Genomic DNA, 26,027 nt, shown 5'->3' on the forward strand with positions numbered 1-26,027 from the left:
CTCGCCCCCCCGGGCCCCCGCGGCGGGGGCCCCCCCCCGGGCGGGGCGGGGGGGGGGCCCGCCGCAGTGATTTCCGCCCTCAGTCCCTTCTCCCGCGCTCCTCGCCGTTCTCCCTCACTCCTCGCCGTCCGGACGCGGCTCCAGCCGGAACAGCCGGATCTCCCGGTCCACGCGCGCCTGGTACCGCGCGTACGGCGGCCAGAACGCCACCACCGCCTCCCACGCGGCCTTGCGCTCCGCACCCGTCAGCAGCCGGGCCCGCACCGGCACCTCCCGCCCCCTCCAGCTGATCTCCGCCTCCGCGTGCGCCAGCAGGTTCGCGGTCCAGGCGGGGTGACCGGGGCGCCCGAAGTTGCTCCCCACCAGAACCCACGCAGTCGGCGGCTTCCCCTTCGGCCCCTCCGTCATGCAGGCGAGCGGCGTACGCCGCGCCTGTCCCGTCCGCGCGCCGGTCGACGTGAGCACCAGGCCGGGCAGCATGCGGGCGCTGAGCAGCGTCCTGCCGCCCGTCAGCCGGTGCACCGCACGGTCCAGGGCCGGCACGCAGTGCGGCGCGATCCGCGCGAACGTACGGGTCGAGGAGAGCCTCTGCACCACGCGCTCCAGGCGCTCCTTGCGGTGCCCGTGCTGCCCGCTCCGGGCCGCAGTGCCGTTCACGGAGCCACCGCTTCCCGCTCGGGGCGCCCGGCAAACAGCCCGGCGACCTCCGCCGCCCGGGCGCGCAACCGCTCCGGGGGCCCGAAGAGCAGGCCGTCCGAAGCAGCCCGTTTGAAGTACAGCTGCACGTCGTGCTCCCACGTCACCCCGATGCCCCCGTGCAGCTGGACGGCCTCCGCGGTCACCGCCCGCAGCGTTTCCAACGCCTGTGCGAGGGCGATGCCGGCGTCTCCGGCCGCCCTTACGTCATCCGCCGCCCCCGCGTCTCCTGCCATCTCTGCGTCTCCTGCCGCCCCTGCGTCCACTGCCTCCGCCGTGTCTCCCGCCGCCCACGCCGCGTAGTACGCCGCCGAGCGCGCCGCCTGCACGGACACGTAGAGATCGGCCAGGCGGTGTTTGACGGCCTGGAAGGAGCCGATGGGCCGCCCGAACTGCTCACGCGCCCGGACGTGTTCGACGGTCATCTCCAGCGCCCGGTCCGCCGCGCCGACGGCCTCCGCGGCCAGCATCGCCGCAACGCTCCCGCCCAGCCGGGCCAGCGCGGCCGGGACCTCGTCGTCCACGAGGCCGAGGAGATCGGCCTCCGCGTCCCGCAGCTCGATCCGCGCCTGCGGACGCGTCTCGTCCAGCGCGGTCAGCCGCGTACGGCGCACCCCGCGCACCACGTCCGGCCGCAGGACGAACAGCAGCGTGCGACCGCGTGCGTACCCGCCCGTGCGGGCGGCGACCAGCAGCACTCCCGCGCTGTGCCCGTCGAGGACCTGCTCCGCGTCGCCGTACAGGCGCCAGCCCGGATCGTCCACGCCCGGCCGCGCCTGTACGCCGCCCGCCCTGCCGCCGCCGGCCCAGTCGCCGCCGCCCGGCGCGGTCAGGCCGAGTGCCACGGGCAGCGAGGTCCGGGGCAGTGCGAGCGCGCCCGTCAGCTCGCCGGAGGCGATGCGCGGCAGCAGCTCCGTCCGCTGCGTGCGCGTGCCCAGCGCGGCGACCAGGGGGGCCACGAGGCCCGCGGTGGCGAGCAGCGGGGACGGCAGCAGCATGCGACCCGTCTCCTCGCAGGCCAGGGCGAGCTCCGTGGGGCCGCATCCCACGCCTCCGTGGCGTCGCTCCACGGCGAGCCCGGGCAGCCCCAGCTGCTCGGCCAGCTGCCGCCACAGCGGCTCGTCGTAACCGGCCCGGGTGCGGACCGCGGCCCGGATCCCGTCCGGCCCGCAGCGCTTGAGCAGCAGTTCGCGCAGGGTGCGCCGGATCTCGCCCTGCTCCTCGGTGAATGCGGCATCCATGGGACACGCCCTCCCGGATCTGACGGGCCGTCATTTTAAATCCGGCAACCCGACTTTCCCACCCCTCATCTGATGTAGCGTCAGTTCATGGCCTCCGTCCGCCGCGCACGCAAGGTCGCCGTCGTCGGCATCGCCCTCTCGGACTGCGGGCGGGTCGACTCCGCCACCCCCTACGACCTCCACGCACAGGCCGCCCGGCGCGCCCTGGCCGACTCCGGGCTCGACCGGTCCGCCGTCGACGGGCTCGCCTCCGCCGGCCTGGGCACCCTGGCCCCCATGGAGATCGCCGACCACCTGGGCCTGCGCCCCGCCTGGGTGGACTCGACCTCGGTCGGCGGCGCCACCTGGGAGGTCATGGCGGCCCACGCGGCCGACGCCATCGCCGCGGGCCACGCGAACGCCGTCCTCCTCGTCTACGGCTCCACCGCCCGCGCCGACCTCAAGGCGGGACGCCGGACCGCCGGCCTCTCCTACGGCACCCGGGGCCCGCTGCAGTTCGAAGCCCCCTACGGGCACACGCTCATCGCCAAGTACGCCATGGCCGCACGCCGCCACATGCACGAGTACGGCACCACGCCGGAACAGCTCGCCGGCATCGCCGTCCAGGCGCGCGCCAACGCCCGCCACAACCCCCACGCCATGTACCGCGACCCGATCACCGTGGACGACGTCCTCGGCGGCCCCGTGATCGCCGACCCGTTCACCAAGCTCCACTGCTGCATCCGGTCGGACGGCGGCTGCGCCGTGCTGCTGGCGGCCGAGGAGTACGCCGCGGACATCGCCCGGCCGCCCGTGTGGGTGCTGGGATCCGGCACGGCGGTGTCCCACACGGCGATGTCGGAGTGGGAGGACTTCACCGTCTCCCCCGCCGCGCGCTCCGGACGGCTGGCCTTCGCGCGCGCGGGTGTCACCCCCGCGGAGGTGGACGTGGCCGAGCTGTACGACGCCTTCACCTATATGACGCTCGTGACGCTGGAGGACCTCGGCTTCTGCGCCAAGGGCGAGGGCGGCGCCTTCACGGAGCACGGCAGGCTGACGGTGGGCGGCGGGCTGCCGGTCAATACGGACGGCGGCGGCCTCTCCGCCTGCCACCCCGGGATGCGGGGCCTGTTCCTCCTGGTCGAGGCCGTGCGGCAGCTGCGCGGCGAGGCCGAGGAGGGCCGCCAGGTGCACAGGCCGGACGGGGAGCTCCCGCGGATCGCCGTCGCCTCGGGCACGGGCGGCTGGTTCTGCTCGGCGGGGACCGTGGTCCTGGCCCGCGACTGACCGGGCCGCACGGGGCCGGGCCGCACGGAACCGATCCGTGCGGGGCCGGGCCATGTGGGGCCGGGCCATGTGGGACCAGGCCATGTGGGACCAGGCCGTACGAAGCCGGGCCATGCGAGATCGGGCCGCAGGCCACAGCATCATGCGGGCCACACCGGTGTTGGATGGACCCATGAGCGACGAAGACGCACCGGACGGCACCCGCCGGCAGAAGTTTCACGATCTCCTCCGTTCCCTGCCCGTGTGGGACACCGAGCTGCCGCACTTCGACCCGGCCTCCGCCCCCGCCGACCCCCTGCCCCTCTTCCAGCAGTGGCTCATCGACGCCGCCGGGGCCGGAACGCCGGAGCCGCACACGATGACGCTCGCCACCGCCGACGCGACCGGCCGACCCTCCGTGCGGACGCTGATGCTCCACGACGCCGACGAGCACGGCTGGCACTTCGCCACGCACCGCACGAGCCGCAAGGGCCGGGAGCTGGCCGCCCGCCCGGAGGCGGCCCTGGGCTTCTACTGGCCGACGGTCGGGCGTCAGGTCCGCATCCAGGGGACGGTGACGGCCGCGGGCGCCGCGGAGAGCCGGGCGGACCTGGCCCGGCGCTCCACGGGCGCACTGGCGGCGGCGCTGGTGGGCAGGCAGAGCGAGGTGCTGGCGTCGTACGAGGAGCTGGAGCGCGCCTCGGACGCCGCCTGGGAGCGGGCCCGCCGTGAGCCCGACGCCCCCGTCGGCAGCTGGACCCTGTACGTCCTGGAGGCGCAGGAAGTCGAGTTCTTCCAGGGGGACGCCCGGCGCCGGCACGTACGCCTCAACTACCGTCGCCGTCCCCCTGCGGAAGGCGGCTGGACGACCGAGCTCCTCTGGCCCTGACCCGTTCCGCACCGGCGTCGAGGGGAGCACCGAACACCGGTATGCACAGGGGCGGTTCGCCTGCGGGCCGCGCCCCTTCCAGTTCCCGGAACCGGACTGCCAGTGCCACGCCGATCCGCAGCCCGCTCTCCTCGCACCCGACGACTTCTGTCATCATCCGCGGCCCTTCGGCGAGGTCCACCACGGCCGCCGTGTAGGGCACCCGCCCGCCGAAGGGCGGGAGGTCGTTCACGTGGACGACCGACCAGGTGTAGAGCGTGGCCCGGCCGCTCGCCTCCTCCCAGGCCACGTCCTCGCTCCAGCAGCGCGGGCAGAACTCCCTGGGGTAGTGGTGGGCCAGCCCGCAGCCGGCCGCGCGGCAGCGGCGTATCAGCAGCCGGCCCCGGCCCGCCGCTTCCCAGTAGGGGCGGGTGAAGGCGTCCGCTTCCGGGATGTCGAAACGCGGCGCCGGCGGCCCTGTGAAACGCCGCTCCGGTGACGCCGGGGGCACCGGCGGACGATTCGCGTGCAATTCACCAACCCCCTTGCATTCCGCGCCCGTTTCCCCGGGAGTTTTCCCGTCCACGCCCTCCGTTTGTTTGCCCGCAGCGCCATTCCTGACAGAACGTCAGCTAGGTAGCCTGACTATACGTCAGCTTGTCGGCCATTGAGCAGGAGTGGACGAGACACGATGCTTGGATCGACTCACGGCACCCTCACCACCACCTCCCGTCCGGCCCGCGTGGTGGCCTGCGGCGAGCGTCCGGGCCCCGCCGTCCACGGCACGGCCGACGGCACCGAGGACACCGACGTCAGCGGCAGGCCGCTGCGCTCGGACATACCCGACCTGGACCGGCTCTTCCGCCCCGAGACCGTCGCCGTCATCGGCGCCTCGGACGCCGAGGGCCGCCCCAACACCGGCATCACCCGGCAGCTCATCGCCTGGTCCGAACGGGTCGGCGCGCGCCTGCACCCCGTACACCCCACCCGTACCTCCGTCTTCGGCCTCCCCTGCCATCCGTCCGTTCGCGACCTGCCCGAACGCGTCGACCTCGCCGTCCTCCTCGTGGGCGACCCGCTCCCCGTCCTGGAGGAGCTGGACGGCTCGAAGGCCGCCTTCGCCGTGGCCTTCGCCGCCGGATTCGCCGAGACCGGCCCCGCGGGCGCCGCCGCCCAGGCCGCCCTCGCGGACGCCGCCCGGCGGTCCGGGGTCCGCCTCCTCGGCCCGAACACCAACCTCAACGCCTTCGAGCGCTTCCGCGACGACCTCGACGGCCCCGCCATCGCCCTGATCACCCAGTCGGGCCACCAGGGCCGCCCGGTCTTCGCCCTCCAGGAGCTCGGCGTCCGCCTCTCGCACTGGGCGCCCACGGGCAACGAAGCGGACCTGGAGTGCGCGGACTTCATCTCCTACTTCGCCACCCGGCCCGAGGTGGGAGCGATCGCCGCGTATGTGGAAGGCCTCAAGGACGGCCGCGCCTTCCTGCTCGCCGCGGACCGGGCCGCCCGGCACAAGGTGCCCGTCGTCGCCGTCAAGGTCGGCCGGACAGAGGCAGGCGCCCGCACCGCCGCCTCCCACACCGGCAAGCTGACCGGCGCGGACGACGTGGTGGACGCGGCCATGCGGCAGTTCGGCGTGATCCGTGTCGACAGCCTGGACGAGCTGCAGGACACCGCGGCACTGCTGGCCCGCGCCCGGCCGCCGCGGGCCCCCGGTGTCGCCGTCTATTCGATATCCGGCGGCACCGGCGCCCACTTCGCCGACCTGGCCACGGCCGCGGGCCTGGCGCTCCCCGCCCTCTCCGCCGCGAAGCAGGCCGAGCTCCACCAGTGGATCCCGGAGTACCTGAACGTGGCCAACCCCGTGGACTGCGGCGGCCATCCCGTCGGCGACCATCGCGGGCGCAAGATCATCGACGCGCTGCTGAACGACCCCTCGATCGGCGTGCTCATCTGCCCCGTGCCGGGACCCTTCCCGCCCATGAGCGACAAGCTCGTGCGCGACCTCGTCGACGCGGCGGAGCAGACGGACAAGCTGGTCTGCGTGGTCTGGGGCTCCCCCGTCGGCACCGAGGACGCCTATCGCACCACCCTTCTCGGCTCCTCGCGCGTGGCCACCTTCCGCACCTTCTCCAACTGCGTCACCGCCGTGCGCGCCTACCTCGGCCACCACCGCTTCACCGCGACCTACCGCTCCCCCTTCGACACCGCGCCCCGCACCCCGTCCCCCTCGGCGCGCAAGGCGCAGGAACTCATGCGCCCGGGCGAGCAACTCAGCGAGCACGCGGCCAAGCAGCTGCTGCGCGCGTACGGCATACGCGTGCCCCGCGAGCAGCTGGTGACCAGCGCGGCGGCGGCCGTACGGGCGGCCGGGCTCGTGGGCTACCCGGTGGTGATGAAGGCCTCGGGCCCGCAGCTCGCGCACAAGACCGAGCTGGGGCTGGTCAAGATCGGCCTGACCTCGGCCAGCCAGGTCCGCGACGCCTATCGCGAGCTCACCGACATCGCGCGCTACGAAGGGCTGCCGCTGGACGGCGTCCTCGTCTGCCAACTCGTCGGCCGCGGGGTCGAGATGGTGGTCGGCATCTCGCCCGACAGTCTCTTCGGTCCGACGGTGACCGTCGGCCTGGGCGGGGCGCTGGTGGAGGTCCTCCGCGACACCGCGGTGGCCGTGCCGCCTTTCGGTGAGGACCACGCGCGCGCCATGCTCGAAGGGCTGCGCGGACGCGCCCTGCTGGACGGCGTCCGGGGGGCGCCCCCGGCCGACGTGGACGCGCTCGTGGAGACCGTCCTGCGTGTCCAGCGCATGTCTCTGGAGCTGGGCGGGGCACTCGCCGAACTCGACATCAACCCCCTGGTGGTGCTCGAGCGCGGTCAGGGCGCCGTGGCCCTGGACGCGCTCGCCTTCTGCCACTGAACAGCGCGCGGCAGCGCGTGGAAGCAGGAGAACCCCCATGTCCCTCTCCCCCCGTGACAAGCCGCTCGACCGCGGCGGTCCCGATGACTCAGTGATACTCCACACCACTGACAACGGGGTCTCGTGGATCACGCTCAACCGCCCCGAGGTCATGAACGCCATAGCCCCCGAGCAGCGGGAACTCCTGATTTCCCAGCTTTCCGGGGCCTCGGCGGACCCGGCCGTCAGGGCCGTCGTCATCACGGCCACGGGCGCGGCGTTCTGCGCCGGCGCCGACCTGCGCGCCACCGCGTCCAGCGCCATGGACCCGGCCGTTCCGGGCGTATCGGCGGCGTCCGTCGCCTCGGGCCGGCTGCCCGGCGACGTGGCGCGCACGATCCGCCGGGGCGCCCAGCGGCTGGTCGCCGCCGTGCTGGACTGCGAGAAGCCCGTGATCGCCGCCGTGAACGGGACCGCGGCGGGGCTGGGCGCGCACCTCGCGCTGGCCTGCGACCTCGTCCTCGCGGCCGAATCCGCCACCTTCGTCGAGGTGTTCGTGCGCCGCGGCCTCGTCCCCGACGGCGGCGGCGCGTACCTGCTGCCGCGGCTGGTGGGGCCGCAGCGGGCGAAGGAGCTGATGTTCTTCGGCGACGCGCTCACCGCCGCCGAGGCGGAGCGGATGGGGCTGGTCAACCGCGTCGTGGCCGGGGCGGGGCTGACGGCCACGGCGCGCTCGTGGGCCGAGCGGCTCGCCACGGGGCCGACACGGGCCCTCGCTCTGACGAAACAGCTGGTCAACGCCTCGCTGGACAGCGACCGTGCGGCGGCGTTCGCCGCGGAGGCCGCCGCTCAGGAGATCAACATGACGACGGAGGACGCACGGGAGGGCGTCAAGAGCTTCCTCGAACACCGCAGCCCGGCCTACCGGGGGCATTAGCGGTCCCGGGAACCTTCAAAACTGACGAACCATCAGATTCAATGGCCTTCATGATGGGACACGCAGGCATGGCCGCCCTCGCCGTCCGCTATCTGCGCCCCGCCGGCACACCGGCCCCCGCGACGCCACCGCCCGACCCGATGCCCCGGCCGGAGCTGCGGGCCGTCCGGGCGGACGAGCCGCCTCCGCCCGCTCCCCGGGAACTGCGCCGCGTCCTGGGCCGGTTCGCCGGCGGCGTCACCGTGATCACCGCACCCGGCGCCGGCGGCGGACCGCCCGCGGGCTTCGCGTGCCAGTCCTTCGCCTCGCTGTCCCTCGATCCGCCGCTCGTGGTCTTCATGGTCGGCCGCACGTCCACCACCTGGCCGCGCATCGCCCGCGCCGGGGTCTTCTGCGTCAACATCCTCGGCGCCGGGCAGAGCGCACTCTGCAGGGCCTTCGCGGTGAGCGGCGCGCAGGCGGCGGACAAGTTCACGGGCGTACGGCACGGCCCTTCGCCCGCGACGGGGTCACCCCTGCTCGCGGACGTGCTCGCGTGGGCCGACTGCACGGTGCACGCCGTGCACACGGGCGGGGACCACCTCATCGTCGTGGGGCGCGTCGAGGCGCTGGGAGCGGACGAGGCCGCGGCCGCGGCCCAGGAGGGGCCACTGATCTTCTACGGGAGCACGTTCGGAACGTTCACCGCGCTCGACCTGTGACCGACAGGCCCCCGGCCTGTGACCGGCGGGCCCCGACCTGTGACCGCCGGGCCCCGGCGCGGCGGTCACTTCTCGTGCTCGACGACCTTCGTCAGCACGTACCGCTTGCCGGAGCCCGGCTTGCCGATCTCGTGGAAGAGCCGGGGCTCCTTGCCGGTGCCGCTGACGCTCCAGTTGCGCCTGAGCTCGCACGAGCCGATGCGCAGCGACAGGCCCTGGACCTTCCCGTTGTCCTTGACCGGCTTCCACGTCCCCGAGCCGTCGCAGTCCTTCGGCCGGTCCTTGCCGGTGCCGTCCCACACGTAGTTGTCGAGGCCCTCGGCCACGGCCGTGCCGTCGGCGGACAGCTTGACCGTGCCGTCGCGGCCGTCGGTCCAGACGCCGGCGAGCTGCGCCGAGTCGAGCCTGGGCGGCTGGTAGACCTCGACGGCTCCGGTCCCGTAGACGGCGGCCCCGACGGCCCCCACGGCGAGCCATGCGACGGCGCCGTCGCGCGCGACCCTGCGGGCCGTGCGCTCCGACCGGCCGTCCCGGACGCGCTGTCCGGCGACTCCGGCGATCAGGGTGGCGGGCAGCAGGGCGGCCGTGAGGCAGGCCCACCACAGGAGGTACTTCAGCGGGGCCGCCGGAGAGAGGCTGCCGAGGGCCGACACGCCGCCGAACACGGCCACCGCGGCGGCCGACACGAAGGGCACCGCGGCCGCGTTCCACAGCGGGCCGTCGCGGCGGCCCGGGCGGCGGGTGACCGTACGGGCGAGCGCCAGTGCGGGCATCACGGCGACGGCCGTGACGAACCCGCTGACGAGGACGCCGAGCAGGGCGACGGCGAACACGATCCCGGCGATCACCAGGAGGCCGTGCGGCAGGCCTTCGTGCTCGCGCGAGAGCAGCACGAGGATGCCGGTGGTCCCGGCGACGGCGGCCTCTGCGCACAGCGCGGCCATCGACGCGCAGAACGCCGCGCCGAACCCGTCCGGATGCATCACGCGCCTCTGCGCCCGAGGGGTCTCCCCGGACCCGGCGCCCGTCACCGCGTCGACCGGTGCGGCTTCCGGTATCGCGTCCGGTACGGCCTCCGGCTCAGTGTGCTGTGTCATCACTGCCCCTCTCCCCAGGGAAGGATTCCCCCGGGGGCTGAGAGGTTGCTTTTGCCGACCGATTGATCCCTGCTTGACCGCATGTATGCGCTTACGCCGTGCCCGCCGCGACCCGCCCGGCCGCCTGCGGTCGCCTGCGGATGACCAGGGCCATGAGGGCGGCTACGGCGCACAGCGCGCCCGAGGCGTACCAGACGAGGTCGTACGATCCGAAGGCGTCACGGGCCACGCCGCCCAGGAAGGCCACCACTGCGGCGCCGACCTGATGGGAGGCGAGCACCCAGCCGAAGACGATCGCGCTGTCCTCGCCGTAGTGCTCGCGGCACAGGGTGATGGTGGGCGGCACGGTGGCGACCCAGTCGAGACCGTAGAAGACGATGAAGAAGACCATCGGCGGGTGGACGGAGGGCGCCAGCAGCATCGGCAGGAACATCAGGGACAGGCCCCGCAGCCCGTAGTAGACGGCCAGCAGCCTGCGCGCCTCGAACCGGTCGGTGAACCATCCGGAGGCGATGGTCCCGGCGATGTCGAAGATGCCGATGACGGCGAGCAGCCCCGCGGCGGCCGTCATCGGCATGCCGTGGTCGTGCGCGGCGGGCACGAAGTGCGTCTTCACCAGACCGTTCGTGGAGGCTCCGCAGATCGCGAAGGTCCCTGCCAGCAGCCAGAACGGCCCCGTACGTGCCGCGTCGAGCAGCGCCCTGACCGCACGCCGCGCCGCACCGGGCGCGGGCGCCGGCTTCGGTACGGGGACGTCGCTGCCGTACGGGGCGAGGCCGACGTCCGCCGGGTGGTCGCGCAGCAGCAGCCACACGAACGGCACGACGACGAGGGCGGCGACGGAGACGGTCACGGCGGCGGGCCGCCAGTCGTGGTGCTCGACGATCCAGGAGAGCAGCGGAAGGAAGACCAGCTGCCCGGACGCTCCGGCGGCGGTGAGGATTCCGGTGACCAGTCCCCGCCGGGCCGTGAACCACCGGTTGGTGACCGTGGCCGCGAAGGCCAGGGCCATCGAGCCGCTGCCGAGGCCGACGAGCACGCCCCAGCACAGCACGAGCTGCCATGCGGCGGTCATGAAGACCGTCAGCCCGGCGCCGGCGGCGATCACGGTCAGGGCGCAGGCGACGACCTTGCGGATGCCGAACCGGTCCATCAGGGCGGCGGCGAACGGCGCCGTGAGGCCGTACAGGGCGAGGTTGACGGAAGCGGCGAAGCCGATCGTGCCGCGCGACCACCCGAACTCGCCGTGGAGCGGCTCGATCAGCAGGCCGGGCAGGGAGGCGAAGCCCGCCGCGCCGATGATCGTCACGAAGGTGACGGCGGCCACGGACCAGGCGCGGTGGAGGCGCGGGCGGCGCCGGCCGGGGCCTGCGGCGGCGCCCGGGGACACGGAGGGGCCCGGGCGCCCGGAGGGGCTCTCCGGCGGGGTGGGAAGTCCGGTTGCGTGGGTCACGACATCAGCATCAGGAGGGGCTCCCCTCCGGACGAGTGGCCGAAAGGACAGCACCCGTTAGGATCGGGCCAAGCGATCCGGCCGGATCCCGTCACGCCGGACCGGGCAGTGCCGAGCAGACCGGACAGACCGAACAGCACGGAAGCCTTGTGGGGGGCGAACGGAAATGACGCAGAGAACGGCGGGGATCACCCGCTCCGACCAGCATCCCGACGCGCCGCCGCACCGCGTGGCCGTGCTCGCCCTGGCGGGCGTGATCCCGTTCGAACTGGCCATCCCGTACCGGATCTTCGGCAAGGCCAGGACATCCTCCGGGGACCCGCTGTACGAGGTGGTGACCTGCGCCCTGGAGGCCGGGCCGGTGCAGACCGACGCCGATTTCTCGATCAACGTCGAGCTCGGCCCGGAAGCCCTGGCCGAGGCCGACACGATCGTCGTTCCGGCCTCCTACGAGTTCGGGCTGCCCTACGACGAGGGCCGGCTCGGCGACGACCTGTCCGCCGCCTTCGCCCGCATACGCCCCGGCACGCGCATGGTGTCGATCTGCACCGGTTCGTACATCCTCGCGGCAGCGGGCCTCCTAGACGGCCGGCCCGCGACCACGCACTGGACCAGCACGGAACGCTTCCAGCGGATGTTCCCGTCCGTCCGGGTGGACGCCGACGTGCTCTTCGTCGACGACGGCGACGTCCTGACGTCGGCCGGCGTGGCCTCCGGCATCGACCTGTGCCTGCACATCGTGCGGCGCGACCACGGCACGGCCGTGGCGAACGAGGTGGCCCGGCGCAGCGTCGTCCCGCCGCACCGCGACGGCGGCCAGGCACAGTACATCCAGCGGCCGGTTCCCGAACCCCAGCTCGCGACGACCACCGCGGCCCGCGCCTGGGCGCTGGGACGGCTGGACCGGCCCATCCAGCTGCGGGACATGGCCGAGCAGGAGGCGATGAGCGTGCGGACGTTCACGCGCCGCTTCCGCGAAGAGGTCGGCATCAGCCCGGGCCAGTGGCTGACGCAGCAGCGCGTCGAGCGGGCGCGCCATCTGCTGGAGGACAGCGACCTCTCCGTCGACCAGGTCGCGCGGGACGCCGGGTTCGGCACGGCCGCGTCGATGCGGCAGCACCTGCAGGCGGCGCTCGGCGTCTCCCCGACCGCCTACCGGCGGACGTTCCGTGCGGTGGGCCGGGCCGCCCGGCGCTGAGTGCGGCCGGGCGGCGTCGTCCGGGCTGCGCCGTCCGGGCGGATCGGCGGTCGCAGGGCCGCGTTTCAGCGGCGGAAGGTGAGGACGGCGCGGGAGACGCGGCCGTTCAGGGTGTCGTCCGCGGCCTGCGCGAAGTCCTCCACCGGGTAGGTCCTGGTGACGAGTTCGTCCAGGAGGAGGCGTCCCTCCTGGTAGAGCCGGGCGTAGAGGGCGATGTCGTGCTGCGGGCGCGAGGAGCCGTAGCGGCAGCCCAGGATCGCTTTGTCGAGGTAGAGGGACGAGACGGAGAAGGACGCCTCGGCGCCGGCTGGCGGCACGCCGAGCAGCACCGCCTGGCCGTGCCGGTCGAGCAGGTCGATCGCCTGCCGGACGAGTCCGGTGTCGCCGACGCACTCGAAGGCGTGGTCGGCACCCGCCGGCAGGATGGCGCGGACGGCGGCCGAAGCATCGGGGACCGCGCCGGCGCCGACGAAGTGGGTGGCGCCGAACTGCAGGGCCGCCGTCTCCTTGTGCGGGTTGGCGTCGACGGCCACGACGACCGAGGCTCCGGCGATCCGGGCGCCCTGCAGGACGTTGAGCCCGACCCCGCCGGCGCCGATGACGACGACCGATGCGCCGGGGCGGACCCGGGCGCGGTTGAGGACGGCGCCGACGCCGGTGAGGACGGCGCAGCCGATCAGCGCCGCCGAGGTCAGCGGTATGTCGGTGGGAATCCTGACCGCCTGGACGGCTTTGACGACGGTGCGTTCCGCGAAGGCGGAGCAGGAAGCGAAGTGGAAAAGTCGCTCACCTTTGCGGGTGAAAGGCCGGGCCGGTTTGCCGATCGACTCGCGGCACATGGTCGGCCGGCCCCGGTCGCACTCGCCACAGGCGCCGCAGGCGGCGAGCGTGGACAGGGCCACGTGATCGCCGGGCGCGACGTGGGTGACGCCGGGCCCCACGGCCTCGACCACGCCCGCGCCCTCGTGCCCGAGCACCACGGGCAGCGGGTACGGGATGGTGCCGTCGGCCACGGACAGGTCGCTGTGGCACAGGCCCGCGGCCGCGACGGCGACGAGGACCTCGCCGGGGCCCGGTGCGCGGACCTCCAGATCGTCGGCGACCAGGGGGTGCTTCCCGTCGAAGATGACGCCTCGCATGGCTGCGGTCCTCTCGAAAGGGTGCGGAGCGGGCTCAGGACGCCCAGACGACCGACTGGAGTTCGCTGTACGCGTGCAGGCCGAACGAGCCGCCGTCCCTGCCGACGCCGCTCTCCTTGAAGCCGCCGAACGGTGTCTCGGGGTGCCGTTGGACGGTGTTGAGGCCGACGTTCCCGCTGCGCAGACGTGCGGCGAGGGCCCAGGCGCGGGCGGAGTCGGCGCTGAAGACGTAGTCGTGGAGGCCGTAGGAGGTGCTGTTGGCGATGCGGACGGCTTCCTCGTCGTCCTCGAAGGGCAGGGCGACGACGACGGGGCCGAACAACTCCTCGCGGGCGACCGGGCTTTCGGGGGCGACGTCGGCGACCAGGGTCGGGGCGACGTAGAAACCCGGCTTGACGTCGGGGCGGGTGCCGCCGACGACGATCCGGGCGCCGTCCGCACGGGCGGCGGCGATGTACGCCTCGACCCGGTCGCGCTGGGCGGCGGAGATCAACGGGCCGACGACCGTGGAGTTATCCACAGGGTCCCCGATCTTCAGTGTCCGGGCGTAACGTTCGAGACCGGCGACGACCTTCTCGTACAGCGCCCGCTGCACGAGCACCCGGGTCGGCGCCGTGCAGATCTGTCCGCTGTGGAAGGACCAGACCGAACCGACCGCCCCGATCGCCGACGTGAGCACCGCGTCGTCGGCATCCCCCAGGACGATGGCCGCGCCCTTGCCGCCCAGTTCGAGCAGGGTGCGCTTCATCGACCTCCCCGCGGCCTCGGCGATCTGTTTTCCGACCGTGGTGGATCCGGTGAAGCTGATCATGTCGACGCCGGGGTGGGACACGAGCGCGCGGCCGGCATCCGGTCCCGAGCCGGTGACGATGTTGAAGACACCGTCCGGGAGGCCGGCCTCCCGGAGGATCGGTCCCAGGCGGAGGCAGCAGAGGGGATCCTGCGGCGCCGGCTTGGCGACGACCGTGTTTCCCATGGCCAGGGCGGGCGCGAGCTTGCCCACGAGGTTGACGACCGGGAAGTTGTAGGAGGTGATGCAGGCGACGACGCCCACGGGGCGACGGACCGCGGCGGCGCCCATCAGGCCGCCGGGAGCGAGCGGGCTGCCCTGGACCGGGTGCGGTGCGAGCGGGACGACCGCCGGCTCCAGCGCCCCGCGGGCGTAGCGGCGGAAGCGGTCCACCGCCGGGGGCAGTTGCAGGGCCGAGGTGACGCGCGCCGTCGCGCCCGTCTCGGCCTGGAGCAGAGGCAGGAGCTCCGCTCCGTGTTCGGTGATCAGTTCCGCTGTCCGGTTCAGTACGGCCGCGCGTTCACGCGGATCCGTACGGGACCAGCCGTCCTGCGCGGCCTGCGCGGCGGTCACGGCGGCGGCGACCTCGGCGGGGGTCGCCTCCGGCGCCGCCCCGACGACCTGCTCGGTCGCCGGATTGACAACTGGATAGTGACCTTTTTCGGGCGTGCGCCACTGACCGCCGATCCAGTTCCCGTACGTCCTCATGGCCGGGGCTCCTTCGGAAGGCCGAGCACGCGCTCGGCGATGACGGTGCGCTGCACCTCGGCCGAGCCTCCGTAGATCGTGTCGGCCCGGGAGAAGAGGAACATCCGCTGCAGCGCATCGAGTTCATAGGGGCGCTCTTCGCTCCAGTCGTGCGGCCCGAGGGCCGCACCCGCACCCCGCACGTCCATGGCCAGCTCGCCGAGGCGCTGGTGCCAGCTGCTCCAGAGCAGCTTGGCGACGCTGGGCGCACCGGGGTCGCCCGTGCCGCCCAGGGTCCGCAGGGCCGTCCACCGCATGGTCCTCAGGTCGGCCCACTGCCGTACGATCCGGTCGCGCACCGCCGGTTCCGCTGCGGCTCCCGTCCCCCGGGCGAGGCGGACGATGCGGGCGAGCTCGGCGGCGAAGCCGATCTGCTGCGCGAGGGCGGCCACCCCGCGCTCCCGGCCGAGGAGGTCCATGGCGACCCGCCAGCCGTCGCCCTCCCCGCCCAGCACGTGGTCGGCGCGGGCCTCGGCGCCGTCGAAGAACACCTCGTTGAAGTCGGCTTCGCCGGTCAGCTGCCGGATCGGGCGGACCTCGATGCGGCCGGGCTGGTCCATCGGCACGAGCAGCAGGGAGAGCCCGTGGTGCCGGTGGGAGCCCGCGGTGGTGCGGGCGAGCAGGAAGCACCAGTCGGCCCGGTGGGCGTAGGAGGTCCACAGCTTCTGGCCGGTGATGCGGTAGGTGCGGCCGCCGGCGTCCCTGACGGCGGCGGTGCGGACGGCGGCGAGGTCGGAGCCTGCGCCGGGTTCGCTGTAGCCCTGGCACCAGATCTCCTCGCCGCGGGCGATGGCGGGGAGGAAGCGGGTGCGCTGTGCGGGGTCGCCGTGGGCGATGAGGGTGGGGGCGAGGAGGTGCTCGCCCATGTGGCCGAGGCGGGCGGGCGCCCCGGCGCGGGAGTACTCCTCGGCCCAGACGACCTGCCCGGTCAGGGGCGCGGTGCGGTTGCCGTAGTCGCCGGCCGCGGGGTCCCAGCCGAGGCCGATCCAGCCGTCGGCGCCCAGCTCGCGTTCCCAGGCGCGGCCCGGGGCGGGAGGCGGCTCCCCGGCGAGGTGTTCGGCGAGCCAGGCGCGCGCCTCCTGCCGGAGGGCCCGGTCCTCCGGCCCGAAGGAGAAGTCCATGGGTGGCCCCCCGTCACGCGTTGGGGCGGGCTTTGGCGGCGGCCGCTTCGGCCATCGCCTCCAGGCGGGCGAGCATCGGCATAGGGTCGGTGCCGACGGTGCGGGGCAGGAGGCCGGCGATCCGCTCGGGCGTCCAGGAGCCTTCCGCGCAGACGGAGCGCAGTTCGCGGGGCTGGGCCCACACGGCGATCCTGGGGCCGGCGACCGTGTAGACCTGCCCGGTGACGCCCTGCTCGCGGGCCTGTTCGCCGAGCAGGTAGACGACGAGTGCCGCCACGTCCTCGGGGTCGCCGATCTCCTCCAGCTCCATCGGCACGTCGGCGGACATCCGCGTCCGGGCCACGGGAGCGACGCAGTTGGCCGTGATCCCGTATTTGTGCAGGCCGAGGGCGGCGCTGCGGACGAGGGAGATGATGCCGCCCTTGGCGGCGGAGTAGTTGGCCTGGGCGACGCTGCCCTGGTGGTTGCCGCTGGTGAAGCCGATGAGGGTGCCGTGTTTCTGGCGGCGCATGACCGCGGAGGCGGCGCGGAAGACCGTGAAGGTGCCCTTGAGGTGGGTGGCGATGACGGGGTCCCACTCCTCCTCGGTCATGTTGAACAGCATCCGTTCGCGCAGGATCCCGGCGGCGCAGACGACGCCGTCGAGACGCCCGTAGCGGGCGAGGGCGGTGTCCACGATCCGCTGCCCGCCGGACATGGCCGACACGTCGTCCGCGACGGCGACGGCCTCACCCCCGGCCGCCTCGATCTCCTTGACCACTGCGGCGGCGACCTCGCTCGTGGGCTCGTTCCCTTCGACGGAGACGCCGTAGTCGTTGACCACGACCTTCGCCCCCTCGGCCCCGCAGGCGAGGGCGACGGCGCGGCCGATGCCGCGGCCCGCCCCGGTGACGGCGACCGCCTTTCCGGCCAAGAAGCTCCCCATGGCGCACGCCCCTTCCCGCTCCATCTGACGGACCGTTAGATTTTTGGGCAGAGCCCGCGAAGGCACAAGCCCCGCACAGGGACCGATCCGGGGAGGGAGTCCATGCCGCTGCCGCCGGAGTTCCACGAGATCGCCAAGCGGGTCAACAACTGGGGACGTTGGGGCGAGAGGGACGAGATCGGCACCCTCAACCTGATCACGGACGCCGTCGTCCGCGAAGCCGCGGCCACCGTGCTCACCGGCCGGAGGGTGGCCCTGGCCGTACCCCTGCGCCAGCGCGGGATCCAGACCGGGCTGATCCCCGGCAGAGTCAATCCCCTGCACACGATGCTCTCCATCAACCAGCAGTACGCCCCGGAATCAGTGGCCACGAGCGACGACGCCGTCACCATGGGCCTCCAGGCGGGCACCCACTGGGACGCACTGCCGCACGTCTCCCACGGCGGCAGGATCTACAACGGCCGGCCGGCGGACTCCGTGACCGCGCACGCGCGCGCCGCCTACAGCGGCATCGAGAAGGCCCGGCACGTCGTCTCGCGCGGGGTGCTGCTCGACGTGGCGCGCGCCCGGGGCGTGGAGCGCCTGGAGCCCGGCCACGCGGTCACCCCGGAGGACCTGGAAGCGGCCGAGGACATGGGGGCGGTCGCCGTGGGCCCGGGGGACATCGCGCTCGTCCGCACCGGCCACATGCAGCACTATCTGGGCGGCGACCGGCGGGCGTACGGGCATTCGTCGCCCGGGCTGTCGATCCGGACGCCCGAGTGGTTCCACGCCCGGGACGTGGCGGCCGTCGCCGACGACACCCTCTGCTTCGAGGTGTTCCCACCGGAGATCGAGGGCCTGTGGCTGCCGGTGCACGCACTGCACCTGGTGGAGATGGGGATGATGCAGGGACAGAACTGGAATCTGGAGGGGCTCTCCGCGGCATGTGCGGAGGAGCGGCGCTACGCCTTCCTGCTGACGGCGACACCCGAGCCCTTCGAGGGCGGGGTGGGGGCGCCCGTGGCGCCGGTCGCCGTGCTCTGAGCCGCGACGGACGGGCAGGCCGGCGGGAGGAGGCCCCAAGGGACGTGAGCAGGCGGCGACGTACCGATGCGCACCCCGAGCACGGCACCGCACGTCGCCGCCGGCTCCGGCGCCGAAGCCCTGAACCGCGCCGGACCGCGACCCGTACTCGCCAAGGCAGCCCGGTGACTATGGGCCTCTCGACGTCCCCTCGCAACGAATCGCTGCATCCAAGAGTGATCACGTGGACACTTCACGTCAACACCTGGTCTGGACTTTGTCGATTAAGCCCGGTTTATGACGGCGCGCGGTCCGTCGAAAGCGCCGACCCACGAGGGGCCCGTGCGGTCGACCTCGCACCAGATGCGCTTGCCGCTGCCCTCGGCCTGCCAGCCCCAGCGGTCGGCGAGACCGTCGACCAGCTCCAGACCGCGGCCGCCGGTGTCCTCGCCGCCCGCGCACCTGCGGCGGGGCGGACGGGCGCTGATGTCGGCGACCTCGACGCGGACGGTGCCCGCGTAGCCGCCGGCCCCGGCGGCGCCGGCGCCCGGGAAGAGCATCCGCAGCACGGCCGGGCAGCCGGTGTGGACCACGGCGTTGGTGACCAGCTCGGAGATCAGCAGGATCAGCGTCTCGGCGAGCGGCTCATCGACGCCTATCCCCGACCCGGCCAGTCGCGACCTCGCCCACCTGCGGGCCCGCCCCACCTCCGCGGGGTCGGCCCGGACCTCCATCTGCATCTGAAGCACCTGCACCGCTCACACCATCCGTACCGGCGGACACAACGCCTCGCGTCTCCGAGGGATCACGGAACGTGATCTCCTTCCGAGACAGCATGGTTGACGCACAGTCACCCCAACAAGCGCTTCGGGCATATTCCGGCGCAAAGGAGTATGGCTGCTGCATACTGTGCGACGCGTGCTGCGGAGACTCGAACACCGAGGGCCTTTCGGACCCGTTCCGGGACGAGCATCAGACATGTGCACGCCCGGCGACGCCACATGGGCAACTTCCACCCCGTCGCGCTTCTGAACCTCTCGCATTCAAGGGAGAGTACCCGAGCCCGGACCCGACTCCGCCCTGTGACGAGTAACGTCCGGGACACAGCCTGATATCGACATGCTGTGAGCGGTTCAGCATGATATGCCCGTCATTTCACCCATGACGATTACGCCGTGACATTCTCTGCGTCCAGAACATCCGTTGCATCATTCGCCGGACTGCGGCCCGGGATGTGTGAAGCATCGCCGAGCAGGGTATTCGCAAGCAATTCCTCGGAATCGGCGGAGGACTGCCATTGACGGAGCCTCAGCCAGGCGCGTTTGAGGTGCAGATGGACGTCGGATTCCCAGGTGAACCCCAGGCCACCGTGCACTTGCAGACAGTCACGAGCGTTGCGCACAGCTGCACTGTCAGCGAGCAGTTTGGCGGCGGCGATTTCAACCGGTTCGTCGGGGCCCACCGAGAGTGACGCCGCATAGACCGCGGCCCGCGCGAGCTCGGCGCGCACGAGCATGTCGGCGCAGAGGTGCTGCACCGCCTGGAAGCCGCCGACCGGGCGGCCGAACTGGGAGCGGTGCCGGGCGTGGGAGACCGCCAGCTCCACGGTGCGGAAGGCGCTGCCCAGTTGCTGCGCGGCGGTCAGCAGGGCACCCTCCCGGCGCATCCGGGCCGCGTCGGCGGGCAGGTCGGGTACGCCGCCGTCCGGCCGCCGGGGCAGCTGTCGTACGAGGTGGAGGGGCGTCGTCGGGTCCACGCACCGGACGGGGCGTGCCCGCAGGGCTCGCGGGGCTCCCCCGGCGCTTGCGTGCAGGAGCCGGGCGGCCGGGCCGTCCAGCAGCAGGACGGCCTCGGCGGCGGCGAGGTGCTCGGCGGCTCCGGGGCCGTCCAGGGCCGTCACCACACAGGTGCCCTCGGCCGCCCCCTCGACGAATCCCGCGGCCAGGTGCGTGGCGACGAGCGGCCCCGGCAGCAGGGCGCGCCCGGCCTCCTCGAAGAGGAGGACCGCCTCGGGCATCCCGAGCCCCACGCCGCCGTCCTTCTCCGCCAGCCTCAGGGAGAAGAAACCGGCCTCCCCCAGGGCCCGCCACAGCGCGGGGTCCGGCCCGCGGGGTCCGGCCGGTGAAGGGGCGGCGTCGGCCAGGGCGCGCAGCCGCTCGCGGGGATGGCGGGCGGCGAGGAGGCTCCGCATCCCCGCCTGCAGAGCCCGCTGGTCGTCGGTGAGGCGGAAGTCCATGGTCATCGCCCTTTGGGGAGGCCGAGGATGCGCTCGGCGATGATGTTGCGCTGGATCTGGGAGGTGCCCGCGGCGATCGTGTAGGAGAGCGAGGACAGGCGCTGCGCCGTCCACTCCTGGCGGACGTCCAGGGACTCCGGCCCGAGTACCTCGGCGGCGGCGTCGTAGAGCTCCTGGCGGGCCTGGGAGTAGCGCAGCTTGAAGACGGAGCCTCCGGCGCCCGGGACTCCGTCGCCGCCGGTGCGCGCGGCGTGGGCGGCTTCGCCGACGTTCCACTGGACGAGCCGCCACAGCGCCGTGAACTCGGCGTTCAGGCGCCCGAGGCGGCGGCGCAGTACCGCGTCGTCCCAGCGGCCGTCGGCGCGGGCCGCGCGGGCGAGCCGGACGAGGGTGCGGCGGCAGGCGACGACCTCGCCGGCGAAGGCGGTGCCGCGCTCGTAGGAGAGGGTGACCATGCTGACGCGCCAGCCGTCGTTCTCGGGGCCGACGCGGTGGGTCGCCGGCACCCGCACCTCGTCGAGGAACACCTCGGCGAACTCGGTGGTCCCCGCGAGGGTGCGCAGCGGCCGGACGGTGACGCCGGGGGCGTCCATCGGCAGGGCGATCCAGGAGATGCCGCGGTGCCGGGGGGCCGCGGGGTCGGTGCGGACGAGGAGTTCGCACCAGTCGGCCACCTCGGCGTGGGAGGTCCAGATCTTGCTGCCGGTGATGACGTAGGAGTCGCCGTCGCGGACGGCCCGGGTGCGCAAGGAGGCCAGGTCGGAGCCGGCTTCGGGCTCGGAGAAGCCCTGGCACCAGATCTCCTCGCCGCGCAGGATCGGGGGCAGCCAGCGGGCGCGCTGGGCCGCGGTGCCCTCGGCGGCGATGGTGGGGCCCGCGTGCAGGAGCCCGACGAAGTTGGCGCCGACGTAGGGGGCTCCGGCGCGCTCGGTCTCCTCGATGAAGATCAGGTGCTGGGTCGGGGTGGCGCCCCGGCCGCCGGCTTCGGCCGGCCAGTGCAGACCCGCGTAGCCGGCGTCGTGGAGGGCGCGCTGCCAGGCGCAGTCGTAGGCGCGGCGTGCGGGCCAGTCGTCGGCGGGGGGCTCGGGGGGAAGGCCGGGCAGGGTGTCGTGGAGCCAGGCGCGCAGCCGCCGGCGGAAGTCCTTCTCTTCCCCGGTCGAAGTGAGGTCCATCGCCCCTCACCCGCCCAGGGGGTCGAGGTCCAGGCCGAGCATGCGGATGGCGTTGCCGCGCATGAGCTTGCGGACGGTCTCGTCGTCCAGTCCTCGCACGTGTTCGAGGGCGACCGCCTTGGTGTGGGGGAAGGTCGAGTCGACGTGGGGGTAGTCGGTCTCGAAGGTGGCGTTGTCGCGGCCGACGGCGTCGAGCGAGGCGACGCCGTGCTTGTCGCGGAAGAAGCAGCAGAAGATCTGGCGGTAGTAGTACGTGGAGGGCGGCTCGGGGACGATGTCGCGCACGCCGCCCCAGGCGCGGTGTTCCTCCCAGACGTCGTCGGCGCGCTCCAGGGCGTAGGGGATCCATCCCATCTGGCCCTCGCTGTAGGCGAGTTTGAGGCGGGGGTATCGCACGAGGACGCCGCTGAAGAGGAAGTCGGCCATCGAGGCCATGGCGTTGTTGAAGGACAGGGTCGCCTGGACGGCGGGCGGCGCGTCCGGAGACGCGGCGGGCATCTGCGAGGAGGAGCCGATGTGCATGTTGACGACGGTGCCGGTCTCCTGGCAGGCGGCGAAGAAGGGGTCCCAGTAGCCAGTGTGGATGCTGGGGAGGCCGAGACAGGTGGGGAGCTCGCTGAAGGTCACGGCCCGGACGCCGCGGGCGGCGTTGCGGTGGATCTCGGCGACGGCGAGGTCCACGTCCCACAGCGGGATGAGGCACAGGGGGATGAGCCGCCCGCCGCTGTCGCCGCACCATTCCTCGACCATCCAGTCGTTGTAGGCGCGTACGCACGCGAGGGCGACCTCCTTGTCGCGCGCCTCGGCGAAGGTCTGGCCGCAGAAGCGCGGGAAGGTCGGAAAGCACAGGGACGCCTCGACGTGGTTGAGGTCCATGTCCTTGAGGCGTTCGGCGGGGTCCCAGCAGCCGGGGCGCATCTCGGCGCGGGTGATGCCCTCCAGGGTCATCTCGTCGCGGTCGAAGCCGACGGCAGCGATGTTGCGCTTGTAGGGGAAGCGGAGGTCCTCGTAGATCCACCAGTCGGCGGGCGGCCCGTCGGGGTCCATGGCGATGACGTACTTGCCGCCGGTGTACTCGAGCCGGCCGATGCCGGTGGTCAGGGGGCGGGGGCCGCGGTCGCGGTAGCGGGCGGGCAGCCAGCGCTCGAAGAGGTGGGCGGGCTCGATGACGTGGTCGTCGACGCTGACGATGCGGGGCAGTTCCATCGGGGGCACTCCCGTTATCTGACGGTCAGTCAGTTCCGAGGCTAGCCCCGGCCCCCTGGACCGACAAGCCGTGACGGCCTACGCTTCGCCGCACTTTCCTGACGCACAGTCAGTTTCCGTGGAGGGCACGCCATGACCCGCGCCGACGACGACCTGTCCGCCTCCCGCACCCTGTGGGAGCTGCTCGACCGCCGCGCGGAGCTGACCCCCGGCGCACCGGCCCTCATCCAGGCCGACGAGCCGGAAGGCGCCGAGCCCGGGGCGGGCGACCGCAGGATGACCTTCGGGGAGCTGCGGACACGCGCCGAACGCACCGCCGCCGGGCTCTACGCGCTCGGGGTGCGCCCCGGCAGCCGGGTGGCCTGGCAGCTGCCCACCCGCATCGAGACCGTCGTCCTGTCCTTCGCGCTGGCCCGCATCGGCGCGGTGCAGACGCCCCTCATCCCCTCCTACCGCGACCATGAGGTCGGCCACGCGCTACGGGCCACCGAGGCCGGGTTCTTCGCCGTCCCCGGCATATGGCGGGGCTTCGACCACTGCGCCATGGCGTACCGGCTCGCCCTCGCGCTCCCCGCGCCGCCCCTCGTCCTCACCGTCCACGGCAGCCTGCCCGAAGGGGACCCCGCGACGCTCCCTCCACCGCCCGCCGACGGCACCGCCGTCCGCTGGATCTACTGGACCTCCGGCACCACCTCCGCCCCGAAGGGCGCCCTGCACACCGACCGCGGGCTCATCACCGCCGGCGCCTTCCTGGCCGCCGCACTACGGCTCACCCCGCAGGACGTCGGGTCCATGGCCTTCCCCTACGCACACGTCGCGGGCCCCGACTACACCGTGATGCTCCTCCTGCGCGGCTTCCCCTCCCTCCTCGTGGAGCACTTCTCCCTGCCCGGCTCGCTCGGCGCCTACCGCCGCAACGGCGTCACCGTCGCGGGCGGGTCGACCGCCTTCTACTCGATGTTCCTCGCCGAACAGCGCAAACAGCCCGGGCGCAAGATCATCCCTACCCTCCGGCTCCTGGCGGGCGGTGGCGCGCCCAGACCACCGGAGCTCTACGGCGAGGTGGTCCGCGAGCTGGGCTGCCGGCTGGCCCACGGCTACGGCATGACCGAAGCCCCGATGATCACCATGGGGGACCCGGAGGACACGGCGGAACACCTCGCCCGCACGGAAGGGCGGCCGGCCGCGGGCATGGAGATCCGCGTGACCGATGCGCACGGCGAGCCCGTGCCGGCCGGCACCGAAGGCGGGGTACGGCTGCGTGGCGAAGCCGTCTGCCGGGGCTACCTCGACCCCGCCCAGACCGCCGAGGCCTTCGACGCCGACGGCTTCCTCATCACCGGCGACCTCGGCTTCCTCACCGCCGAAGGCCACCTCGTCCTCACCGGCCGGGCCAAGGACGTCATCATCCGCAAGGGCGAGAACATCTCCGCCCAGGAAGTCGAACAACTCCTGCGGCGCCACCCGGCGGTCGACGACGCCGCAGTGATCGGACTGCCCGACCCCGTACGCGGGGAACGCGTCTGCGCCGTCGTCCAGCAGACTCCCGGAACCGCACCGCTCACCCTCGGCGAGCTCGCCTCCCACCTGACGGGCGCCGGGCTGTCCGTGCACAAGATCCCGGAGCAGCTGGAGCTGGTCGCCCTGCTCCCCCGCGACAACACCCTGCGCAAGGTGCTGAAGTACAAGCTGCGGGAGCGCTTCGGAGCGTGCGGCGAGCCCGGTCAGTCCGCCCGGTAGGCGGCCGCCGCCTGTTCGAAGAAGCGGTCCACCGCGCGCTGCTCGTTCACCGGCCCGATCACCTGCAGCAGGTGGTAGCGGCCGCCCAGGATCGTGGCGGAGTTGCGCACGTAGACCTGGCGGCCGTCGCCGTCCGTCCAGTTGAACGTGCCCTCCGCCGACGCCGTCCGGCCCACGTCGATACGGCGCAGCCCGGAGGCCGCGGACCACGACGAGGAGCGGTACGCCGCCAGCTCGGGCTCCTTCTCCTGCTGGTACGCCATCGGATCGCTGCCGAACTCCGCCACCTTGTCCCGGCCGGGCACCACGATGAGCTGATAGTCCCCGCCGGCGTAGACGACCTGCCCGCGGTCGTTCTCCCCCCGGCGCCGCCAGTCCTTGGCCACGGCCACGGTGAACCCCTTGGGGTCCTGACGCAGGGCGAAGCCCTCGGCGGGGCCCCCGGAGTCGGCGCTCGGTGCTTCCGGCGACGCAGATGTGACCGGTGCCGCCGACGTCGCCGGCGGGCCGCTCCCACCCGACTTGCCCGTGGTGGCCGGGGCGCGGGGCGCCGCACTGCGTGCGTCGGCCGTACCCGTGAGGTCCTCGGGCGCACGGCCCGCCCGGCTCGCGCTCTCCTCGGCGCGCGGCATGAACACCATCGCGTACAGCGCGGCACCGAGGAACAGCAGCAGGACCAGGCTCAGCAGCATCCGGCCCAGACCGAACGCCGAGCGGGTGGGGCGGCCGCGCTGCTCCTGCAGATGGCCGGTGCGGGGTTCCGCGGGGCGGGCGGCGGGGGCGTTGTCCTTGGCCGTCTTCTTGTGGCGGCCGTGCGCGGGCGGGGCGGTGTCCACGGCCGTGATGGAACGGCTGCCGCGCCTGCGGCGCACGACCTCGCCCTTGCGCCGGACGGCCGGGAGCCGGTGCCGCTCCTCCGCCGGGGGCTCCGGCTCGGCGGGCGGCACCGTGAGCGTGCGGCCGCCGGGATCCGGTTCCGGTGCCGAGCGGATCAGGGAGCGCAGCCAGCCGCGGAGCTCCTCGAACTCGGGGCGCTCCGCCGGGTCCTTGCGCATCAGCGACTCGACGACGGGGCGCAGGGCGCCGCACTCCTCGGCGAACGCGGGAGGCTCCGCGCACACGATCCGCACCAGCTCGGCCGCGCTGTCCTCCGGGTAGGGGGCGTGCCCCTGCACGACGCGGAAGAGCAGGGCCCCGAGCGCCCACAAGTCGGCCGCGGGGCCGACCGGGGGTGCCAGCTGCCAGCTCTCCTGGACGGGCCACGCCTGCTCCGGAGCCCACCGCTCGGTGACGGCCCCGACGACGACCATCCGGGCCTGCCGGGCACGCTCGGCGACGAGGGGACTCCCGGGCAGCTGCCCGGGAGTCCCCCAGGCGGCCGGGACATCAGGGGCATCAGGGGTTTCAGGGGCGCTGACGGCAGGGCGGGGCGGCGGAGATGGCGAGACGGGCGGGGGCGGCGGGGGCGGGGGTTCGGGTGCGGCAGGCGCGCGCGGCGGGGTGACGGCGGGGCGGGGGGGGGGGGGGGGCCGGGCCGGGGGCCGGCCCGGGAAGGCCGGGCCGGGGGGGGGCCGCCCCGGGGGGCTTCCCCCCGGGGCCGTCCGGGGGGGGGGG

At 73.6% G+C, this 26,027-nt stretch carries 22 protein-coding genes; 8 read left to right on the forward strand and 14 right to left on the reverse strand.

Going from position 1 to position 26,027, the window contains the following annotated elements; all coding sequences use genetic code 11:
* Positions 1-114: 114 nt before the first annotated feature.
* Both NQU55_RS35240 and NQU55_RS35245 read right to left on the reverse strand, forming a co-directional pair.
* Entirely contained in the window at positions 115-657 is a 543-nt protein-coding gene (locus tag NQU55_RS35240; protein ID WP_372504871.1) for a nitroreductase family deazaflavin-dependent oxidoreductase, read from the reverse strand.
* Positions 654-1,937, reverse strand: a complete 1,284-nt coding sequence (locus NQU55_RS35245; RefSeq protein ID WP_168091091.1) for an acyl-CoA dehydrogenase family protein — start codon at positions 1,935-1,937, stop codon at positions 654-656. The genes NQU55_RS35240 and NQU55_RS35245 overlap by 4 nt, the downstream gene beginning before the upstream one ends.
* 87 nt (positions 1,938-2,024) lie before the next feature.
* Between NQU55_RS35245 and NQU55_RS35250 the strand changes: the two genes are divergently transcribed.
* Both NQU55_RS35250 and NQU55_RS35255 read left to right on the forward strand, forming a co-directional pair.
* A complete protein-coding gene (locus NQU55_RS35250; RefSeq protein WP_168091092.1) occupies positions 2,025-3,203 on the forward strand; it encodes a thiolase C-terminal domain-containing protein in 1,179 nt (392 codons plus the stop codon).
* 172 nt (positions 3,204-3,375) lie between these two features.
* Positions 3,376-4,071, forward strand: a complete 696-nt coding sequence (locus NQU55_RS35255; protein ID WP_240976108.1) for a pyridoxine/pyridoxamine 5'-phosphate oxidase — start codon at positions 3,376-3,378, stop codon at positions 4,069-4,071.
* On the opposite strand, the gene NQU55_RS35260 is transcribed toward NQU55_RS35255, so the two are convergent.
* Positions 4,010-4,561 (reverse strand): Zn-ribbon domain-containing OB-fold protein, encoded by a 552-nt coding sequence (locus tag NQU55_RS35260; protein WP_256791801.1) that lies wholly within the window; start codon positions 4,559-4,561, stop codon positions 4,010-4,012. The genes NQU55_RS35255 and NQU55_RS35260 overlap by 62 nt on opposite strands.
* A gap of 180 nt (positions 4,562-4,741) precedes the next feature.
* Between NQU55_RS35260 and NQU55_RS35265 the strand changes: the two genes are divergently transcribed.
* The 3 genes from NQU55_RS35265 to NQU55_RS35275 are packed head-to-tail and all read left to right on the forward strand — an operon-like array spanning position 4,742 to position 8,584.
* A complete protein-coding gene (locus NQU55_RS35265) occupies positions 4,742-6,967 on the forward strand; it encodes an acetate--CoA ligase family protein (protein ID WP_168091094.1) in 2,226 nt (741 codons plus the stop codon).
* Between the two features lie 37 nt (positions 6,968-7,004).
* Positions 7,005-7,883 (forward strand): enoyl-CoA hydratase/isomerase family protein, encoded by an 879-nt coding sequence (locus tag NQU55_RS35270; RefSeq protein ID WP_168091095.1) that lies wholly within the window; start codon positions 7,005-7,007, stop codon positions 7,881-7,883.
* A gap of 41 nt (positions 7,884-7,924) precedes the next feature.
* Entirely contained in the window at positions 7,925-8,584 is a 660-nt protein-coding gene (locus NQU55_RS35275; RefSeq protein WP_240976109.1) for a flavin reductase family protein, read from the forward strand.
* Between the two features lie 65 nt (positions 8,585-8,649).
* Here the strand turns inward: NQU55_RS35275 and NQU55_RS35280 are convergent, their stop codons facing one another.
* Both NQU55_RS35280 and NQU55_RS35285 read right to left on the reverse strand, forming a co-directional pair.
* On the reverse strand, positions 8,650-9,681 hold the full coding sequence (locus NQU55_RS35280; protein WP_168091096.1) for a DUF1109 domain-containing protein: 1,032 nt from the start codon (positions 9,679-9,681) through the stop codon (positions 8,650-8,652).
* 91 nt (positions 9,682-9,772) lie between these two features.
* Complete coding sequence (locus tag NQU55_RS35285; protein WP_168091112.1) at positions 9,773-11,071, reverse strand: MFS transporter; 1,299 nt, start codon at positions 11,069-11,071, stop codon at positions 9,773-9,775.
* Between the two features lie 229 nt (positions 11,072-11,300).
* Between NQU55_RS35285 and NQU55_RS35290 the strand changes: the two genes are divergently transcribed.
* Positions 11,301-12,332, forward strand: coding sequence for a GlxA family transcriptional regulator (locus NQU55_RS35290; RefSeq protein ID WP_168091097.1), 1,032 nt, complete (start codon positions 11,301-11,303; stop codon positions 12,330-12,332).
* A gap of 65 nt (positions 12,333-12,397) precedes the next feature.
* On the opposite strand, the gene NQU55_RS35295 is transcribed toward NQU55_RS35290, so the two are convergent.
* The 4 genes from NQU55_RS35295 to NQU55_RS35310 are packed head-to-tail and all read right to left on the reverse strand — an operon-like array spanning position 12,398 to position 17,054.
* Complete coding sequence (locus NQU55_RS35295) at positions 12,398-13,471, reverse strand: Zn-dependent alcohol dehydrogenase (protein WP_168091098.1); 1,074 nt, start codon at positions 13,469-13,471, stop codon at positions 12,398-12,400.
* Positions 13,472-13,505: 34 nt separating this feature from the next.
* Complete coding sequence (locus NQU55_RS35300; protein ID WP_168091099.1) at positions 13,506-14,969, reverse strand: aldehyde dehydrogenase family protein; 1,464 nt, start codon at positions 14,967-14,969, stop codon at positions 13,506-13,508.
* The gene (locus tag NQU55_RS35305) at positions 14,966-16,129 is read right to left on the reverse strand and encodes an acyl-CoA dehydrogenase family protein (RefSeq protein WP_168091100.1); all 1,164 of its coding nucleotides are present in this window, start codon (positions 16,127-16,129) and stop codon (positions 14,966-14,968) included. Before NQU55_RS35305 ends, NQU55_RS35300 begins: the two co-directional genes overlap by 4 nt.
* A gap of 13 nt (positions 16,130-16,142) precedes the next feature.
* Positions 16,143-17,054, reverse strand: a complete 912-nt coding sequence (locus NQU55_RS35310; RefSeq protein WP_168091101.1) for an SDR family NAD(P)-dependent oxidoreductase — start codon at positions 17,052-17,054, stop codon at positions 16,143-16,145.
* Between the two features lie 102 nt (positions 17,055-17,156).
* Between NQU55_RS35310 and NQU55_RS35315 the strand changes: the two genes are divergently transcribed.
* Positions 17,157-18,080, forward strand: a complete 924-nt coding sequence (locus NQU55_RS35315; protein ID WP_168091102.1) for a cyclase family protein — start codon at positions 17,157-17,159, stop codon at positions 18,078-18,080.
* A 263-nt stretch (positions 18,081-18,343) separates the two neighbouring features.
* On the opposite strand, the gene NQU55_RS35320 is transcribed toward NQU55_RS35315, so the two are convergent.
* The 4 genes from NQU55_RS35320 to NQU55_RS35335 form a co-directional block, all read right to left on the reverse strand.
* The gene (locus NQU55_RS35320) at positions 18,344-18,814 is read right to left on the reverse strand and encodes an ATP-binding protein (protein WP_168091103.1); all 471 of its coding nucleotides are present in this window, start codon (positions 18,812-18,814) and stop codon (positions 18,344-18,346) included.
* Positions 18,815-19,227: 413 nt separating this feature from the next.
* Complete coding sequence (locus tag NQU55_RS35325; protein ID WP_256791802.1) at positions 19,228-20,295, reverse strand: acyl-CoA dehydrogenase family protein; 1,068 nt, start codon at positions 20,293-20,295, stop codon at positions 19,228-19,230.
* A 2-nt stretch (positions 20,296-20,297) separates the two neighbouring features.
* Positions 20,298-21,467 (reverse strand): acyl-CoA dehydrogenase family protein, encoded by a 1,170-nt coding sequence (locus NQU55_RS35330; protein WP_168096271.1) that lies wholly within the window; start codon positions 21,465-21,467, stop codon positions 20,298-20,300.
* A 6-nt stretch (positions 21,468-21,473) separates the two neighbouring features.
* Positions 21,474-22,673 (reverse strand): amidohydrolase family protein, encoded by a 1,200-nt coding sequence (locus tag NQU55_RS35335; RefSeq protein WP_168096272.1) that lies wholly within the window; start codon positions 22,671-22,673, stop codon positions 21,474-21,476.
* Between the two features lie 132 nt (positions 22,674-22,805).
* On the opposite strand from NQU55_RS35335, the gene NQU55_RS35340 reads away from it, so the two are divergent.
* On the forward strand, positions 22,806-24,413 hold the full coding sequence (locus NQU55_RS35340; protein ID WP_256791803.1) for a class I adenylate-forming enzyme family protein: 1,608 nt from the start codon (positions 22,806-22,808) through the stop codon (positions 24,411-24,413).
* Here the strand turns inward: NQU55_RS35340 and NQU55_RS35345 are convergent.
* On the reverse strand, positions 24,398-25,723 hold the full coding sequence (locus NQU55_RS35345) for a serine/threonine kinase C-terminal domain-containing protein (protein ID WP_206330224.1): 1,326 nt from the start codon (positions 25,721-25,723) through the stop codon (positions 24,398-24,400). The genes NQU55_RS35340 and NQU55_RS35345 overlap by 16 nt on opposite strands.
* Positions 25,724-26,027 lie beyond the last annotated feature (304 nt).

The sequence above is a fragment of the Streptomyces telluris genome, assembly GCF_024519335.1.
Lineage (GTDB): Bacteria > Actinomycetota > Actinomycetes > Streptomycetales > Streptomycetaceae > Streptomyces > Streptomyces telluris.

Excerpts from the sequence above, each read along its gene's own strand:
- NQU55_RS35290 (WP_168091097.1), top strand. The coding sequence starts at position 11,301 with ATGACGCAGAGAACGGCGGGGATCACCCGCTCCGACCAGCATCCCGAC.
- NQU55_RS35245 (WP_168091091.1), bottom strand. The coding sequence starts at position 1,937 with ATGGATGCCGCATTCACCGAGGAGCAGGGCGAGATCCGGCGCACCCTG.
- NQU55_RS35315 (WP_168091102.1), top strand. The coding sequence starts at position 17,157 with ATGCCGCTGCCGCCGGAGTTCCACGAGATCGCCAAGCGGGTCAACAAC.
- NQU55_RS35270 (WP_168091095.1), top strand. The coding sequence starts at position 7,005 with ATGTCCCTCTCCCCCCGTGACAAGCCGCTCGACCGCGGCGGTCCCGAT.
- NQU55_RS35305 (WP_168091100.1), bottom strand. The coding sequence starts at position 16,129 with ATGGACTTCTCCTTCGGGCCGGAGGACCGGGCCCTCCGGCAGGAGGCG.
- NQU55_RS35280 (WP_168091096.1), bottom strand. The coding sequence starts at position 9,681 with ATGACACAGCACACTGAGCCGGAGGCCGTACCGGACGCGATACCGGAA.
- NQU55_RS35330 (WP_168096271.1), bottom strand. The coding sequence starts at position 21,467 with ATGGACCTCACTTCGACCGGGGAAGAGAAGGACTTCCGCCGGCGGCTG.
- NQU55_RS35255 (WP_240976108.1), top strand. The coding sequence starts at position 3,376 with ATGAGCGACGAAGACGCACCGGACGGCACCCGCCGGCAGAAGTTTCAC.
- NQU55_RS35265 (WP_168091094.1), top strand. The coding sequence starts at position 4,742 with ATGCTTGGATCGACTCACGGCACCCTCACCACCACCTCCCGTCCGGCC.
- NQU55_RS35340 (WP_256791803.1), top strand. The coding sequence starts at position 22,806 with ATGACCCGCGCCGACGACGACCTGTCCGCCTCCCGCACCCTGTGGGAG.
- NQU55_RS35335 (WP_168096272.1), bottom strand. The coding sequence starts at position 22,673 with ATGGAACTGCCCCGCATCGTCAGCGTCGACGACCACGTCATCGAGCCC.
- NQU55_RS35345 (WP_206330224.1), bottom strand. The coding sequence starts at position 25,723 with ATGGTCGTCGTCGGGGCCGTCACCGAGCGGTGGGCTCCGGAGCAGGCG.
- NQU55_RS35300 (WP_168091099.1), bottom strand. The coding sequence starts at position 14,969 with ATGAGGACGTACGGGAACTGGATCGGCGGTCAGTGGCGCACGCCCGAA.
- NQU55_RS35295 (WP_168091098.1), bottom strand. The coding sequence starts at position 13,471 with ATGCGAGGCGTCATCTTCGACGGGAAGCACCCCCTGGTCGCCGACGAT.
- NQU55_RS35275 (WP_240976109.1), top strand. The coding sequence starts at position 7,925 with ATGGCCTTCATGATGGGACACGCAGGCATGGCCGCCCTCGCCGTCCGC.
- NQU55_RS35250 (WP_168091092.1), top strand. The coding sequence starts at position 2,025 with ATGGCCTCCGTCCGCCGCGCACGCAAGGTCGCCGTCGTCGGCATCGCC.
- NQU55_RS35325 (WP_256791802.1), bottom strand. The coding sequence starts at position 20,295 with ATGGACTTCCGCCTCACCGACGACCAGCGGGCTCTGCAGGCGGGGATG.
- NQU55_RS35310 (WP_168091101.1), bottom strand. The coding sequence starts at position 17,054 with ATGGGGAGCTTCTTGGCCGGAAAGGCGGTCGCCGTCACCGGGGCGGGC.